This window comes from Streptomyces sp. NPDC041108 (assembly GCF_055592645.1).
In genome coordinates this window covers 508,213-521,719 of sequence record NZ_JBVIYK010000006.1, presented here as the reverse complement: position 1 = coordinate 521,719, position 13,507 = coordinate 508,213, and the positions used below count along the sequence as shown (strand labels likewise).

The 13,507-nt window shown below is 70.4% G+C and carries 16 protein-coding genes and 2 pseudogenes; 7 read left to right on the top strand and 11 right to left on the bottom strand.

What is annotated here, in order from left to right; translation table 11 throughout:
* Window positions 1-402: 402 nt before the first annotated feature.
* Window positions 403-785, bottom strand: a pseudogene (locus tag ACZ6BB_RS20585) (DNA-3-methyladenine glycosylase); the annotation flags it as partial.
* Window positions 786-805: 20 nt separating this feature from the next.
* Between ACZ6BB_RS20585 and ACZ6BB_RS20580 the strand changes: the two are divergent.
* Window positions 806-1,255 carry a hypothetical protein gene (locus ACZ6BB_RS20580; protein WP_471616585.1) on the top strand — a complete coding sequence of 150 codons (450 nt, stop codon included), beginning with the start codon at window positions 806-808 and terminating at the stop codon, window positions 1,253-1,255.
* Between the two features lie 28 nt (window positions 1,256-1,283).
* Here ACZ6BB_RS20580 and ACZ6BB_RS20575 read toward each other — a convergent pair whose 3' ends face one another.
* The 3 genes and pseudogenes from ACZ6BB_RS20575 to ACZ6BB_RS20565 form a co-directional block, all read right to left on the bottom strand.
* The gene (locus ACZ6BB_RS20575; RefSeq protein WP_471616584.1) at window positions 1,284-1,778 is read right to left on the bottom strand and encodes a hypothetical protein; all 495 of its coding nucleotides are present in this window, start codon (window positions 1,776-1,778) and stop codon (window positions 1,284-1,286) included.
* A 110-nt stretch (window positions 1,779-1,888) separates the two neighbouring features.
* Window positions 1,889-2,491 carry a DNA-3-methyladenine glycosylase gene (locus tag ACZ6BB_RS20570; RefSeq protein WP_471616600.1) on the bottom strand — a complete coding sequence of 201 codons (603 nt, stop codon included), beginning with the start codon at window positions 2,489-2,491 and terminating at the stop codon, window positions 1,889-1,891.
* A gap of 12 nt (window positions 2,492-2,503) precedes the next feature.
* Window positions 2,504-2,679 (bottom strand): annotated as a pseudogene (locus ACZ6BB_RS20565) (DNA-3-methyladenine glycosylase); the annotation flags it as partial.
* 210 nt (window positions 2,680-2,889) lie between these two features.
* On the opposite strand from ACZ6BB_RS20565, the gene ACZ6BB_RS20560 reads away from it, so the two are divergent.
* From ACZ6BB_RS20560 to ACZ6BB_RS20550, 3 genes are all read left to right on the top strand, one after another.
* The gene (locus ACZ6BB_RS20560) at window positions 2,890-3,672 is read left to right on the top strand and encodes a sporulation protein (protein ID WP_471616583.1); all 783 of its coding nucleotides are present in this window, start codon (window positions 2,890-2,892) and stop codon (window positions 3,670-3,672) included.
* Window positions 3,673-3,714: 42 nt separating this feature from the next.
* Window positions 3,715-4,254: a YbhB/YbcL family Raf kinase inhibitor-like protein gene (locus ACZ6BB_RS20555; protein WP_471616582.1), complete on the top strand. Its 540-nt coding sequence runs from the start codon at window positions 3,715-3,717 to the stop codon at window positions 4,252-4,254.
* A gap of 151 nt (window positions 4,255-4,405) precedes the next feature.
* Window positions 4,406-4,912: an HNH endonuclease gene (locus ACZ6BB_RS20550; protein WP_471616581.1), complete on the top strand. Its 507-nt coding sequence runs from the start codon at window positions 4,406-4,408 to the stop codon at window positions 4,910-4,912.
* A gap of 131 nt (window positions 4,913-5,043) precedes the next feature.
* Here ACZ6BB_RS20550 and ACZ6BB_RS20545 read toward each other — a convergent pair whose 3' ends face one another.
* The 3 genes from ACZ6BB_RS20545 to ACZ6BB_RS20535 form a co-directional block, all read right to left on the bottom strand.
* Window positions 5,044-5,991 (bottom strand): SPFH domain-containing protein, encoded by a 948-nt coding sequence (locus ACZ6BB_RS20545; protein WP_239753134.1) that lies wholly within the window; start codon window positions 5,989-5,991, stop codon window positions 5,044-5,046.
* Between the two features lie 158 nt (window positions 5,992-6,149).
* Complete coding sequence (locus ACZ6BB_RS20540; RefSeq protein ID WP_471616580.1) at window positions 6,150-6,581, bottom strand: NfeD family protein; 432 nt, start codon at window positions 6,579-6,581, stop codon at window positions 6,150-6,152.
* 145 nt (window positions 6,582-6,726) lie between these two features.
* Window positions 6,727-7,518 carry an ABC transporter ATP-binding protein gene (locus ACZ6BB_RS20535; protein ID WP_471616579.1) on the bottom strand — a complete coding sequence of 264 codons (792 nt, stop codon included), beginning with the start codon at window positions 7,516-7,518 and terminating at the stop codon, window positions 6,727-6,729.
* A 150-nt stretch (window positions 7,519-7,668) separates the two neighbouring features.
* On the opposite strand from ACZ6BB_RS20535, the gene ACZ6BB_RS20530 reads away from it, so the two are divergent.
* Window positions 7,669-8,454, top strand: coding sequence for a hypothetical protein (locus ACZ6BB_RS20530; RefSeq protein WP_471616578.1), 786 nt, complete (start codon window positions 7,669-7,671; stop codon window positions 8,452-8,454).
* A gap of 69 nt (window positions 8,455-8,523) precedes the next feature.
* Here the strand turns inward: ACZ6BB_RS20530 and ACZ6BB_RS20525 are convergent, their stop codons facing one another.
* From ACZ6BB_RS20525 to ACZ6BB_RS20510, 4 genes are all read right to left on the bottom strand, one after another.
* Window positions 8,524-8,865 carry a chaplin family protein gene (locus tag ACZ6BB_RS20525; protein WP_471616577.1) on the bottom strand — a complete coding sequence of 114 codons (342 nt, stop codon included), beginning with the start codon at window positions 8,863-8,865 and terminating at the stop codon, window positions 8,524-8,526.
* Window positions 8,866-9,053: 188 nt separating this feature from the next.
* A complete protein-coding gene (gene chpE / locus ACZ6BB_RS20520; RefSeq protein WP_013004687.1) occupies window positions 9,054-9,302 on the bottom strand; it encodes a chaplin ChpE in 249 nt (82 codons plus the stop codon).
* Window positions 9,303-9,499: 197 nt separating this feature from the next.
* The gene (locus tag ACZ6BB_RS20515) at window positions 9,500-10,141 is read right to left on the bottom strand and encodes a response regulator (protein ID WP_471616576.1); all 642 of its coding nucleotides are present in this window, start codon (window positions 10,139-10,141) and stop codon (window positions 9,500-9,502) included.
* Window positions 10,134-11,279 (bottom strand): GAF domain-containing sensor histidine kinase, encoded by a 1,146-nt coding sequence (locus ACZ6BB_RS20510; protein ID WP_471616575.1) that lies wholly within the window; start codon window positions 11,277-11,279, stop codon window positions 10,134-10,136. The genes ACZ6BB_RS20515 and ACZ6BB_RS20510 overlap by 8 nt, the downstream gene beginning before the upstream one ends.
* Before the next feature lie 243 nt (window positions 11,280-11,522).
* Here ACZ6BB_RS20510 and ACZ6BB_RS20505 point away from each other — a divergent pair, with 243 nt between their 5' ends.
* Window positions 11,523-12,218, top strand: a complete 696-nt coding sequence (locus ACZ6BB_RS20505; RefSeq protein WP_471616574.1) for an SDR family NAD(P)-dependent oxidoreductase — start codon at window positions 11,523-11,525, stop codon at window positions 12,216-12,218.
* Window positions 12,215-13,333 carry an S-adenosylmethionine:tRNA ribosyltransferase-isomerase gene (locus ACZ6BB_RS20500; protein ID WP_471616573.1) on the top strand — a complete coding sequence of 373 codons (1,119 nt, stop codon included), beginning with the start codon at window positions 12,215-12,217 and terminating at the stop codon, window positions 13,331-13,333. The genes ACZ6BB_RS20505 and ACZ6BB_RS20500 overlap by 4 nt, the downstream gene beginning before the upstream one ends.
* The last annotated feature ends 174 nt before the right edge of the window (window positions 13,334-13,507 follow it).

Below are 13,507 nucleotides of genomic sequence, written 5' to 3'. Positions count from 1 at the left end.
TCTGGCGTTGATTTTTGGCACGCTGTTGAGTTCTCAAGGAACGGACGCTTCCTTTGTACTCACCCGAGAACTTCTTCTCGAGCTTTCCTCCGGGCAGTTTCCCTTCGGTCTTGCGTTTCCGACTCTATCAGACCGTTTTCCGATCCGATTCCCAGTCGGGAGGTTTGCCTTTCGGCTGTCTTTTGGCCTCTCGGTTTCCCTTGCGGCCTTTCGACATTCACTACGTTAGCCGATTCCCTCGGCAACTCATAATTGAGTTCCGCGGGCTGGGATCAGGGCATGCCTGATTCGCCCCCGCTGAGGGGATGTCGTAGGTAGTGGGTTGGCCGCTCTCGGCTGCTGGCTGATCGCCGTAACCGGTTCAAGCGGCTCGGGCTACGTTACGGACCCCCTGGGGGCGAGTCAAGTTGAGCGTCGGCGAGGGGCATGTGCCCGGCAGGGGTGACCGTCGGGTCACCGGCGATCCAGAACCGCCGGGGGTGGACTCCCCCGTCGCCGGCGGCACCGGTGCGAGGGCCGTTGAGTACCTGGTCAGGACCGACGGGGGTGCCGGTCAGGATGGTTATGGGCGAAGCACCCGATGCACAGGCATCCGTACCGTCGAGGGCCCGGTCCACATCCAGGGCCGTGGCCAGACGAGCGGGTCCTTTGGCCAGTTCTTTGTCATCTCGGGCTGAGATTCGACGTTTACGGGCGAGGTCGACACCCTGGATGATCTCGCCCGCACGCAAGAGAACCCGCTCGCCCGCCCCTCCGGACCGCACGAGGTTCATGCAGTGCCACATGCATGAGTCACTGACCAAGCATGTACGCCGTTGGGCCCGACATCATCGGCAAGGCGACGACAAGCAGTGGCATCGGCAGGTGCGACGCCGGCCTGACCGAGATCCGGGCCGAGCCGGCAGACCTGGCGGCGAAGCGCGTGCGCCTCGACCTGGGCGACGTCGAGTACCTGTGGGAGGAGCTGGACTACGAGGACCCCGACCGCATCGACTACGCGCGGCCCGTCGTCATGCGGGTCTGCGAGCGAGTCGAGCCGCCGCGCGGTCGAGGGGGCCGAGCCTTCAAGGCCGAGCACTGCCGGATCACGTTCCGGACCCCGTCGGGGTGGACCGTGCCCGGTGGGCGCGGACTCTCTTCACAGGGGGACGCCCGAGCCTTCGGGTCTGGACTCGGTCGTGCGGTCGGGAGCGACGGCGGCGACCTGGCCGAGGGGTCGTACACGAAGGAGAAGGGCCCTGTTCAGCTGATGTAGCCGGCCATCCCCCACTGTGACCGAGCGCTCAGCCCGAGGCGCCCTCAAGCGGGAGGCGGTCTCGGAAGTACTGCGACTCCAGCCACTCCTCCTTGACGAAAAGTGGACGTGTGAGGCGCGCTCCACCGACCCGCTGCGAACGCAGAAGAAGCCCGAGATCGGTCAGGGAAAGCGACTCGTCAGGGGTGTAAAGGATCCAGTTCCCATGCTCCGCGGCGTGGTCCAGCAGAAACTGATGACCCTGCACCGGATCGCTCCCTGCCAGCGGGAAGCCGGCCAGGTGGACCTGCGGACCGGTGACCGCATCCAGCGCGACGCATGCGAGCTCGCCCGCGTCGTAGAACGCCTTCACCCCGTCCGGGAAGTCTTCCTGCTCGTACGGACCGCCGACCCGTACCAGAGGCCCGGAGACCAGCAGTGCGTCGGCGACCTCAGCTGGAGACATCCCGAACTTCAGCGGCCCCACGCCTTCTCCGGATCGCAGCTCCCAGCGCTCCCGCTCCCGCTCCACATCTGCGCTCATCCACCCACCCCTACGTCTGACCGACCCACATCTGTGTCTGTTGCTTTGGTTCGCATGCACCAGGCAGGGACGACATCCCGACTCAGCTGCTCACATGCCAACTGGAGTGCTCAGTCACGCCTGGCTCTCGGGCTCAGTCGGTAAGCCGAGACCGTTGGATCACCGGCGAGGTAGAACCGGTGTTGCCAGTCGTGGGCCTTGCTCACTCCTACCCGAGGGCCGACCCGGATGAGCGCGGCAGGCACCGGCTCGCCCTCGGACAACATGACCGAGGTACCCGTCAGGAGGTCTGCGCCGTTGTGCTCTCCCGTGATGCCGAGCGCCTGGCAGAAGTTCCCCGGACCACGGGCAAGACGGGGGCTCTCGACCCCCTCCCCTCGCCGCTCGCGTGCCAGGTCTTCCCCCTCGATGACCCTGCCTGCCCGGACGAGGACAGCTGAGGCGATGCCATCCGTCCCGGTGACGATGTTGGCGCACCAGTGGAGACCGTGGGACCGGTAGACATACAGGTGTCCTGCGGGTCCGAACATGACGGCGTTACGGGGTGTCCGGCCTCGGTAGGCATGGGAAGCTGGGTCTGCCGTACCGGAGTACGCCTCGGTCTCGGTGATGGCGATGCTCACGGTTCCCGCGGGGGTCTTGCAGGTGAGTACGCTCCCGAGCAGCTTGGGGGCGACCTCTTCAGCAGGATGGGCGAGGAGGTCAACGTTCATGCCGGCCGCCTTGACATGCCGTAGGTGAAGTAGACGTACACATGCCCGGGCGGACCGAACATCACGTCGTTGCGGGCTGTGCGGCCCCGATGGACGAGGACGCGCCCCAGGAGGTCCGGCGCCACCTCCGGTACGGGGCGGTCGAAGAACTCGCGGGCCAGGGGCGTACGGTCGGTGCTCGCGATCATGGCGTCCGAGCGTAGTCCAGACGGGTGCGGGCCGATGAGTGGCGAGAGGGCGTCCTCCTTGGAAGGGTGTGGAGCTGGAGGACGCGGAACCGGTCGACGTCGGTTCGCGTTGGTAGGGATCAAGGATCCACGCCATGCCGAGCGATCCACACCACAAGACACAGCAGAACCACACAGATATGCAGGCATTGCCTGACGGGAGGAACAGACATGGGGTTCAAGCGGCTGCTCGCGAGCCTGGGAGCCGGTGGGGCTTCGGTCGAGACGGTGCTGACCGAGGTCAATGTCGTACCGGGCGGCGTCGTCCAGGGTGAGGTGCGGATCCAGGGCGGTTCCGTGGACCAGCAGATCGAGGCGCTGTCCGTCGGTCTGCAGGCCCGGGTCGAGGTGGAGGGCCAGGACGCGGAGTACAAGCAGGACATGGTGTTCACCAAGCAGCGGCTCGGTGGTTCCTTCGAGCTGAAGGCCGGAGCGGTCCACGTGGTCCCGTTCGGGCTGGAGATCCCGTGGGAGACGCCGGTCACGACCATCCAGGGGCAGACCCTGCCGGGCATGAACATCGGTGTGACCACCGAGTTGGAGATCGCGCGCGCGGTCGACTCCGGTGACCTGGACCCGATCAACGTGCACCCGCTGCCGGCGCAGCAGGCCATCCTGGACGCCTTCATCCAGCTGGGCTTCCGCTTCAAGAACGCGGACCTGGAGCGCGGGCACATCCGGGGCACCCGGCAGAAGCTGCCCTTCTACCAGGAGGTCGAGTTCTACCCGCCGCAGCAGTACCACGGTCTGAACCAGGTCGAGTTGAGCTTCGTCGCCGACGACCGCGAGATGGACGTCGTGCTGGAGATGGACAAGAAGCCGGGGCTGTTCAGCGAGGGCAGCGACTCCTTCCGTTCGTTCCGGGTGGGGCTGCACGACTACCAGGGCACGGACTGGGCCGCGTATCTGAACCAGTGGCTGTCGGAGGTCGGCAGCAAGCGCAGCTGGTTCTAGGCTCTGAGCACACCCACCCCGGATCCATCAGGAGGTATTGAGGTGACCGAGCCGAAGAGGCCGCCGCTCCCCCACGATTTCCACCCGGTCGTGCCGTCCTTCACGGTCGCGAGCGAGGACGTCGAGGCGGGTGCGACGCTCAAGGACGCTCAGGTCCACGCGGAGGGGAACACCTCGCCGCAGCTGAGCTGGGAGGGCTTCCCGCCCGAGACCCGGAGTTTCGCCGTGACCTGCTACGACCCGGACGCCCCCACGGGCAGCGGGTTCTGGCACTGGGTGGTGTTCGACATCCCGGCGTCGGTGACGGAGTTGCCGACGGGCGCGGGCTCGGGGAAGTTCGAGGGGCTGCCCGAGGGCGCCGTCCAGGTGCGCAACGACTACGGGACGAAGGACTTCGGTGGGGCCGCGCCGCCGCCCGGGGATCCCGCGCACCGCTATGTGTTCACGGTGTACGCCGTGGATCAGGAGAAGCTCGGTCCGGACTCGGACGCCTCACCCGCCGTCGTCGGCTTCAACCTGCGGTTCCACACCTTGGCTCGTGCTCACCTCATCGGCGAGTACGCCGCTGAGGTGGAAAAGTAGCGAAGCCGGACGTTCATTGAACGTTTGCCCGTCTCTGGTCTTGGAAGTGATCAGAGACGGGCATTTTTTATTGCGTTGTCCATCTCGGCGTGCCCGGCCAGAGTTGATCCAAGCCCGCCGGGGGGTGGGCTGGCACAGGAGGTGGGCTGGGATGCGGGACACGCTGGTACTGAACGCGAGCTTCGAGCCGCTGTCGACGGTGACGCTCAACCGCGCCGTCGTTCTGGTGCTCCAGGCCAAGGCCGTCGTCGAGCAGACCCACCCCGAACTGCGCATGCGCGGAGCCGCGGTCGACATACCGGCGCCCCGGGTGATCAGACTCTGCAGGTATGTCAGGGTGCCGTTCCGAAGACAAGCGCCATGGTCCAGGCGGGGTGTCCTGGTACGGGACAGACACAGGTGCGCGTACTGCGGGAGGCGGGCGACGACCGTGGACCACGTGGTGCCGCGCTCGCGGGGCGGTGGCGACACCTGGCTGAACACGGTCGCCTCGTGCGCCGAGGACAATCACCGCAAGGCCGACCGGACTCCGGAGCAGGCGGGTATGCCGCTGCTGCGGCAGCCGTTCGAGCCGACACCGGCCGACGCCATGCTGCTGTCCCTGGGGCACGACGACTTCGACGCGCTTCCGGCTTGGCTCTCGCAAGGAGCCGCGTAACGCCGTGGTGATCGGTGCGGTTCGCGGGCTGGGGGTCCGTGGTGGCTGATCGCGTGGTTCCCCCTCCCCTCGGGAGCAAGGACACGGGGCCCGCCCTCTTCGCAGAGAGCGGGCCCCGTGTCGTATGTGCTCTAGTCGATCGCCGGCTTCTCGCGGCGTTCGCCGTTGCCGTCCGCGGGCCTCGGGACCGTCGGGCCGCCGCCCAGGTTGCCGAAGTTGCCCATGGCGCCCGAGAGGCCCTTGAGGGCGTCTCCGATCTCGCTGGGGACGATCCAGAGCTTGTTGGCGTCGCCCTCGGCGATCTTCGGGAGCATCTGGAGGTACTGGTAGGACAGGAGCTTCTGGTCCGGGTCGCCGGCGTGGATGGCCTCGAAGACCGTACGGACGGCCTGGGCCTCGCCCTCGGCGCGCAGGGCGGCGGCCTTGGCCTCGCCCTCGGCGCGCAGGATCTGGGACTGCTTCTCACCCTCGGCGGTGAGGATGGCCGCCTGGCGCGTACCTTCGGCGGTGAGGATCGCGGCGCGCTTGTCGCGGTCGGCGCGCATCTGCTTCTCCATCGAGTCCTGGATGGAGGTGGGCGGCTCGATCGCCTTCAGTTCGACGCGGTTGACGCGGATGCCCCACTTGCCGGTGGCCTCGTCGAGGACGCCGCGCAGCGCCGCGTTGATCTCCTCGCGGGAGGTCAGGGTGCGCTCCAGGTCCATGCCACCGATGATGTTGCGCAGTGTGGTGACGGTGAGCTGCTCGATCGCCTGGATGTAGCTGGCGACCTCGTAGGTGGCGGCGCGGGCGTCGGTCACCTGGTAGTAGATGACGGTGTCGATGTTCACGACCAGGTTGTCCTGGGTGATCACCGGCTGGGGCGGGAACGGCACGACCTGTTCGCGCAGGTCGATGCGGTTGCGGATCGAGTCGATGAACGGGACGACGATGTTGAGGCCCGCGTTGAGTGTGCGGGTGTAGCGGCCGAACCGCTCGACGATGGCCGCGCTGGCCTGTGGGATCACCTGGATGGTCTTGATCAGGGCGATGAAGACCAACACCACCAGAATGATCAGGACGATGATGATCGGTTCCATCGTTGCTCCCCGTGCCCTTCTCCGCCGTGGCGCTTCCGGAAGATCTTATGCCTGTTCGGACTGTTGAAGATCTTGCTGGTCGAGTCTGGCAGAACACCGGCTGCCAGGTGGGCCGTTCAGGTCATTGCGTCATCGCCTCGTGACCGCGTCGTGCGAGGTCACATGACGATGGCGGTGGCTCCCTCGATCTCCACGACGTCCACTTCCTGACCCACCTCGTAGGCCTGGCCGGTGTCGAGCGCACGGGCGGACCAGACCTCGCCGGCCAGCTTGATGCGGCCGCCCGAGCCGTCGACCCGTTCCAGGACGACGGCCTGTCTGCCCTTCAACGCGTCGATGCCGGTCGCGAGTTGGGGCCGCTGGGACCGGTGCCGGGCCGCGATGGGCCGTACGACCGCGATGAGCGCGACGGAGACGACCGCGAAGACGAGGACCTGGAGGACGACACCTCCGCCCAGCCCCGCGGTCGCGGCGCCGGCGACCGCGCCCAGGGCGAGCATGCCCAACTCGGGCATCGCGGTCACGACGAGGGCGATCCCGAGCCCGGCCGCGCCGATCAGCCACCACACCCATGCGTCGATGCTGTCCACATCGGCCATGGTAGAACCGCGATCGGGCCGCCGAACAGAGCGCACGGTCAAAGATCACGTACAGAGTGCGTCCAAATCGGTTGCGCCTGGGGCCGGTTGTGGCCCCAGGGCATTCGACTGGCTGGGGATCGGGAGGAGTCGGCGGTCAGGTGAGCGGCAGACCGTGGGCGGTCCAGCGCTCGCCGAGCTGGTCGACGACGAGCGGGAGGCCGAAGCAGAGGGAGAGGTTGCGGGAGGTGAGCTCCAGCTCCAGCGGGCCCGCGGCGAGGACCTTGCCCTGACGGATCATCAGGACGTGGGTGAAGCCGGGCGGGATCTCCTCGACATGGTGCGTGACCATGATCATGGAGGGGGCGATCGGGTCGCGGGCGAGGCGGCCGAGACGGCGTACGAGGTCCTCGCGGCCGCCGAGGTCGAGGCCGGCGGCGGGCTCGTCGAGGAGCAGCAGCTCGGGGTCGGCCATCAGGGCGCGGGCGATGAGGGTGCGCTTGCGCTCGCCCTCGGAGAGGGTGCCGAACTTGCGGTCGACGTAGTCGGTCATGCCGAGGCGGTCGAGGAAGGCGCGGGCGCGCAGCTCGTCGATCTCCTCGTAGTCCTCGTTCCAGGTGGCGGTCATGCCGTACGCGGCGGTCAGCACGGTCTGCAGGACCGTCTGGCGCCGGGGGAGCTTCTCCGCCATGGCGATGCCGGCCATGCCGATGCGGGGGCGCAGTTCGAAGACGTCGACCTTGCCGAGGGTGTCGCCGAGGATCGTGGCGGTGCCCGTGCTGGGGTAGAGGTAGCTGGACGCGATGTTCAGGAGGGTGGTCTTGCCCGCGCCGTTCGGGCCGAGGATGACCCAGCGCTCGCCCTCCTTGACCGACCAGGAGACCTGGTCCACCAGAGCCCGGCCCTCGCGGACCACGGATACGTCCTCCAGCTCCAGAACATCGCTCATGAGCGCGCTGTCTCCCCTTGCAGTGTCGGCCTGTCTCGGCTGTCGCGTACGCCTGTGGTCGGAGCCACCGCCGGGTGGGCGCAGCCCATGGGGAAATCTACGCCACCGGTCGGGCCGTCCATCCCCTCGGTCGGTCCTTAGGGTGGGGGCATGCTCTCGGAACCACGTTCAGGACGTCTCGCCTCATGGGGAAATGCCCTTCTTGCCGGACTTGTCTCGCCGGATGACGCGGTGCTCGCGATCGTCGGGGAGGACGCGGTGCACCGGGTCGAGGGGCTGCCCGGTGAGTCGGGGCCGGTCGGGCTGACGCTCGCGCTGGGGCGCCTGCGGGCGCTCGGGGTGAGCGGACTGCGCATCGCGCTGCCCGCGGCGGGGCATCCGCTGGGGCTGAGCGGGCCGCCGGAGTTCAACAAGAGGGCGCTGGAGGCGGAGGAGGCGGTCGTCTGCCACGGGGGTGCGCTGGGGCTGGTGCCGGAGGTGTACGCGGCCGGGCCCGCCGGTGACGAGCACGTGGAGGTCGTCTGGCACTGCCTGGAGGTGCGGGAGGCTCCGCCGGCCGACGTGCCGTCCCTGGGGGAGGCCGAGCGGGAGTTGGCGGAGGCGTTGCGGGAGGCGACCGCCGTGCTGTCCCGGCTGGACGTCGCGGCGTCCGGGCCGGTGGCCGAGGCGGCGATCGACGCGTACCGCGCGCGGGCCGAGCGGGGCCGGGAGGTGCTGGCGCCCGGGTATCCGCCGCGTGCGGTACGGGTGCTGGAGCTGGCGCAGCGGGTGGGGCTGCTGATCTCCGTGGCGTACGAGAACGGGCACGGTGCGGCCGTGAGCGCGTCCGAGATGGCCTCCCGGAGCGCCGCTCTGCGGCCGGTGGAGCGGACGGCCCGGCGGGCGCAGGTGGCGGCGTACAACGCGTTCGTGGAGGAGCGGGAGCGGGGGCGGTAGCCGGGCGGGGGTGCCCGTGGGGGCCTCGGCTGCGCTTGGCCCGGCGGCTGCAGCCGGGGCGGGCGGGGTTCACCCACCGGCGCTTGCGGGGTGCCCGGTGTCCGAAGGGGCAGTCGAAGGCCCCGCGAACCCGGGAGGCTCGCGGGGCCCTGGTGCGCCGCTCGGCAGAACTCGGTGGTTGGCCGTGACGTTGCCGAACGTCGGGTTGAGCGCCGCGACGAGGTTGGCACTGAGGCCGGTGACCGTGACGGGGACGTCGACGGGGACCTGGACGTCGAGGCCGGAGGCGACGCCCGGGGAGCCCACGGCCGCGCTGTCCGCCGACGAGTCGGCGACGGCCGCGCCGGACGAGGCGCCCGCCGCGAGACCGGCGGCGGTGACGGTCAGGGCGGCCTTCTTGGCGAAGTTCATGAGCTGCGTCCTCCTGCGTCGTACGTGCCGGCCCGCCCGCGGGCCGTGCGCTGATCAACGCCCCGCGATTGCGGGTGGCACGCAGGAGCGGCGCGGACGGCCCGTTCGGCGCATGGGTGCGGCAACCTGACCGGCCCTCCAGGGGTGCCTGGAGGGCCGGTGGTCACTGGTGCTCCGGGGCGGGAACGTCAGTGGTTGACGCCCAGGTTGCCGAAGGCCGGGTTCAGGACGCCGATGACGTTCACGCTGTTGCCGACCACGTTCACGGGGACGTGGACCGGGGCCTGGATGACGTTGCCCGAGACGACACCCGGCGAACCGATGGCCTTGCCGTCGGCGTGCGCCCCGCCGTCGGTGGCGGAGGCCATGCCGGCACCGGCGGCGACGAGGCCACCGGCCACCATCGTGACAGCGGCGGCCTTCTTGAGGTTCTTCACGGTGAGCCCTTCCTTGCGGTCGCTGCGGCGGTCGCACGCAGCACGCACTGAAGAACGGCGGGGCTCCTCCGAGGATGCGCCACTCGGGGGACATACACCCGACAGTATGAATCTCAGCCCGGAGTGGAACCCTCCGTATTGCCGGACGGTCCGATTCCCATCCTGTCCCATTTGTTCTCGTCAGGTCTTGTTCGGTCCTATCCGGCCATACCGTGGCGTACCGCCCACAGTGCGGCCTGCGTACGGTCCGCCAGGTCGAGTTTCATCAGGATGTTCGAGACATGGGTCTTCACCGTCTTCTCGGAGAGGACCAGTGCGCGGGCGATCTCGCGGTTGGAGCGCCCGTCGGCGATCAGGCCGAGCACCTCGCGTTCCCGTTCGGTGAGCGAACCGCCCCTGCCCTGGCCCGAGTTGGCCTCCTCCTGGGACAGCAGCGCGTCGGCGACCTCCGGTTGCAGGAGGATGTGTCCGGCGTGCACCGCGCGGATGGCGCCGGCCAGGGCGTCGGGGTCCACGTCCTTGTAGACGTACCCGGCGGCGCCGGCGCGCAGGGCCGGGACGACCGTGCGCTGCTCGGTGAAGCTGGTGACGATGAGCACGCGCGCGGGGTTGGCGAGTTCGCGGAGCTTGCGCAGGGCCGCGACGCCGTCCATGCCCGGCATCTTGACGTCCATCAGGACGACGTCGGGCCGGAGCTCCTCGGCGCGGGCGACTCCCTCGGCGCCGTCGGCGGCCTCCCCCACGACCTCTATGTCGTCCTGCACCTCCAGGAAGGTGCGCAGGCCGCGTCGGACCACCTGGTGGTCGTCGACCAGCAGCACCTTGATCGTCTCAGCCACCGGGGACCTCCATCTCGATCGTGGTGCCCTTTCCGGGCGCCGATTCCACGGTCAGCCGGCCGCCGACCCCGCTCGCCCGGTCGCGCATGGAGACCAGGCCGAGGTGGCGCCCCGCGCGGCGCACGCCCTGGGTGTCGAAGCCGATGCCGTCGTCCGTGACGCGCAGGACGGCTCCGCCGCCGTGGCGGTCGAGGGTGACGTCCACCCGCTCGGCCTCCGAGTGCCGCAGGGCGTTGTGCAGGGCCTCCTGGGCGACCCGCAGCATGGCCTCCTCCTGGGCGGCGGGCAGCGCGCGGGCGCCGCGGCCGGAGAAGGTGACGCGGGCGCTGTGGGCACGGTCCAGGACGTGGATCTGGGTGCGCAGGGTGGCGGCCAGGCCGTCCTCGTCGAGCCCGGCGGGGCGCAGCTCGACGACGGCGGCGCGCAGCTCGTCGGCGGCCTCGGCGGCGAGGGCGGCGACCTGCTGGAGTTCGCCCTTGGCGCGGGAGGGGTCGCGGTCGACGAGGGCGGCGGCGGCCTGGGCGGTCAGGCGCAGGGAGAACAGCTTCTGGCTGACGGCGTCGTGGAGCTCGTGGGCGAGCCGGGAGCGCTCCTCGGCGATGGTGAGTTCGCGGCTGCGCTCGTAGAGGCGGGCGTTGGTCAGGGCGATCGCGGCGTGCTGGGCGAGGATCGACAAGAGCTCCTCGTCCTCCTCGGTGAAGCCGCAGCCGCCCTCGGGCCTGGGACACCGTTTGTTGGCGAGGAAGAGGGCGCCGATGACCTCGTCGCCGTCGCGGATCGGCAGGCCCAGGAAGTCGATCAGGTCGGGGTGGGCGCTCGGCCAGCCCTCGAAGCGGGGGTCCTCACGGACGTCGGCCAGGCGCTCGGGGGTGGCCTCGTGGAGCATGGCGGCGAGGATGCCGTGCTGGCGCGGGAGGGGGCCGATGGCCTTCCACTGGGCGTCGCTGACCCCGTCGACGACGAACTGGGCGAAGCCGCCGTGGTCGTCGGGGACGCCGAGCGCCGCGTACTCCGCGTCGAGCAGTTCCCGCGCGGAGGCGACGATCGTCTTGAGGACGTCGCGCACCTCCAGGTGCCTGCTCATGGCCAGCAACGCGGCGCTCACCGCGGCGAGGCCGGATCGTGGACCGTGACTCATGACCTCACCGTACCGGCGGGGTCCTGCACCGCGGATCGGACCGCCGCGGGCCTCGTGCGGGGCCTCGGTCCTAGGCCGGGGGCCTAGGACCGTGCCTAGGCCCCGGGGTCGGGCCGGCGGCCTAGGGCGAAGGGCCCCGGCGCTCTGCGGCCCGCGCACGAGGCGGCGGGGCCGGTCCCGTTCCTACGTTGGGATCACCGCCGCCCGGGTCGGGTGGCGGCCGAGGACGAGGGGACGGATGTCATGCCCGTAGCGATCATCACGGGGGCTTCGAAGGGGCTGGGCCGGGCGCTGGGCGCGGCGCTGGCGGAGCGCGGTTGGGATCTGGTGCTGGACGCCAGGACCGCCGGGGCGCTGAAGGAGGCGGCGGCGGAGCTGTCGGCGTACGGGACGCGGGTGGAAGCACTGCCGGGCGACGTCACCGACGCGGGTCACCGGGCCGCGCTGGTGGCGGCGGCCCGGGCACTGGGCGGGGTCGACCTGCTGGTGAACAACGCGAGCGCGCTGGGTGCCGAGCCGCTCGTACGGCTGGAGGAGCTGGCCCTGGACGGGCTGCGGCGGGCCCTGGAGGTCAACGTGGTCGCGGCGCTGGGGATGGTCCAGGAGGCGCTGCCGCTGCTGCGGGCGTCGGGGGCGGGCTCGGTGATCGACGTCAGCTCGGACGCGGCGGCCGAGGCGTACGGGACGTGGGGCGGGTACGGGGCTTCGAAGGCGGCGCTCGACCAGTTGTCGGCGGTGCTGGCCGAGGAGGAGCCGGGGCTTCGGGTGTGGGCCGTCGATCCCGGGGACATGGGCACGGATCTGTACGCGGCGGCCGTGCCGGACGACGACGGTCCGCGGCCGAGCCCGGAGAGTGTGGTCCCGGCGTTTCTGCGGCTGCTGGACGAGCGGCCGGTCAGTGGTCGCTACGGGGCTCCGTCCCTGCTGGAGGGGCGATGACGACGGCGGCGGTACGGGTGCCGGAGGGGCTGCACGCGCGTGTGCCCGCCGAGCAGCGCGGTCCGGGGCTCGACCGGGACGGCGTACGGCTGATGGTCTCGCGGGGCACGGAGGTGTCGCACCACGTGTTCGCGGCGCTGCCGCGGCTGCTGGGTGCGGGGGACCTGCTGGTCGTCAACACCTCGCCGACGCTGGCGGCGGCGGTGGACGGGACGGTCGGGCACGCGCGCGTGGTGGTGCATTTCTCCACGCGGGGCGACGACGGGCGGTGGGCGGTGGAGCTGCGGGATCCGGACGGGCGCGGCACCACGCGCGTGCGCGCCGGCGGTCCGGCGGGGACGCAGGTGCGGCTCCCCCGTGAGGTGCGGCTCGTCCTGGAGGAGCCGCTGAGCGAGCGCGGCGAGCGGCTGTGGTGGGCCAGGGTGTCCCTGCCGTCGTCGGAGTCCCCCGCGTCCTCCGCGTCGCCGGGGTCCTCGGCGGCCTCGGCGGCCGTCGCCGAGGTGCTGCGGGAGCACGGGCGGCCCATCCGGTACTCCTATACGGAGCGGGACCAGCCGTTGTCCGTCTACCAGACGGTGTTCGCGTTGCCGTCGCAGGACGGGGCGGGCAGCGCCGAGATGCCGAGTGCGGGACGGCCGTTCACGGCGCGGATGGTGGCGGAGCTGGTGAGCCGGGGGGTGCAGTTCGCGCCGGTCACGCTGCACACGGGGGTGGCGTCGGCGGAGGCGCACGAGCCGCCGTACCCGGAGCGGTTCACGGTGCCCGAGGCGTCGGCGCGGCTGGTCAACGCGGCGAGGGCGGGTGGCGGGCGGGTGATCGCCGTGGGGACGACGGCGGTGCGGGCCGTGGAGTCGGCCGCCGGGTCCGACGGTGTCGTACGGGCCCGGGACGGCTGGACGGACCTGGTGGTGACGCCGGAGCGCGGGGTGCGGGTGGTGGACGGGCTGCTGACCGGGCTGCACGAGCCGGAGGCGTCGCATCTGCTGATGCTGGAGGCGGTCGCCGGCCGGGCGGCGATCGACCGCGCGTACGAGGCTGCGGTCGAGGGGCGCTACCTGTGGCACGAGTTCGGGGACGTGCACCTCGTCCTGCCGGGGATCCCGCCCGTGGACTGACCTCACGGAGCGCATTGCGGCAGCAACTGCCCGTGAAGTGGGGGCCGGTCCCGTGTGAGCCCGCCCATAGGGTGCGCATCACGTACGAACCTGCCTAGGAGAGGGATAAGGGCGGTTTGAGCGGGAAGGACGCGTTGTTCTGTCCCGTTTTGCCCTTTCCGTTTCAACTAAGCA

Excerpts from the sequence above, each read along its gene's own strand:
- ACZ6BB_RS20570 (WP_471616600.1), bottom strand. The coding sequence starts at position 2,491 with ATGAACGTTGACCTCCTCGCCCATCCTGCTGAAGAGGTCGCCCCCAAG.
- ACZ6BB_RS20550 (WP_471616581.1), top strand. The coding sequence starts at position 4,406 with ATGCGGGACACGCTGGTACTGAACGCGAGCTTCGAGCCGCTGTCGACG.
- ACZ6BB_RS20580 (WP_471616585.1), top strand. The coding sequence starts at position 806 with ATGTACGCCGTTGGGCCCGACATCATCGGCAAGGCGACGACAAGCAGT.
- ACZ6BB_RS20505 (WP_471616574.1), top strand. The coding sequence starts at position 11,523 with ATGCCCGTAGCGATCATCACGGGGGCTTCGAAGGGGCTGGGCCGGGCG.
- ACZ6BB_RS20575 (WP_471616584.1), bottom strand. The coding sequence starts at position 1,778 with ATGAGCGCAGATGTGGAGCGGGAGCGGGAGCGCTGGGAGCTGCGATCC.
- ACZ6BB_RS20535 (WP_471616579.1), bottom strand. The coding sequence starts at position 7,518 with ATGAGCGATGTTCTGGAGCTGGAGGACGTATCCGTGGTCCGCGAGGGC.
- ACZ6BB_RS20510 (WP_471616575.1), bottom strand. The coding sequence starts at position 11,279 with ATGAGTCACGGTCCACGATCCGGCCTCGCCGCGGTGAGCGCCGCGTTG.
- ACZ6BB_RS20525 (WP_471616577.1), bottom strand. The coding sequence starts at position 8,865 with ATGAACTTCGCCAAGAAGGCCGCCCTGACCGTCACCGCCGCCGGTCTC.
- ACZ6BB_RS20530 (WP_471616578.1), top strand. The coding sequence starts at position 7,669 with ATGCTCTCGGAACCACGTTCAGGACGTCTCGCCTCATGGGGAAATGCC.
- ACZ6BB_RS20560 (WP_471616583.1), top strand. The coding sequence starts at position 2,890 with ATGGGGTTCAAGCGGCTGCTCGCGAGCCTGGGAGCCGGTGGGGCTTCG.
- ACZ6BB_RS20500 (WP_471616573.1), top strand. The coding sequence starts at position 12,215 with ATGACGACGGCGGCGGTACGGGTGCCGGAGGGGCTGCACGCGCGTGTG.
- ACZ6BB_RS20545 (WP_239753134.1), bottom strand. The coding sequence starts at position 5,991 with ATGGAACCGATCATCATCGTCCTGATCATTCTGGTGGTGTTGGTCTTC.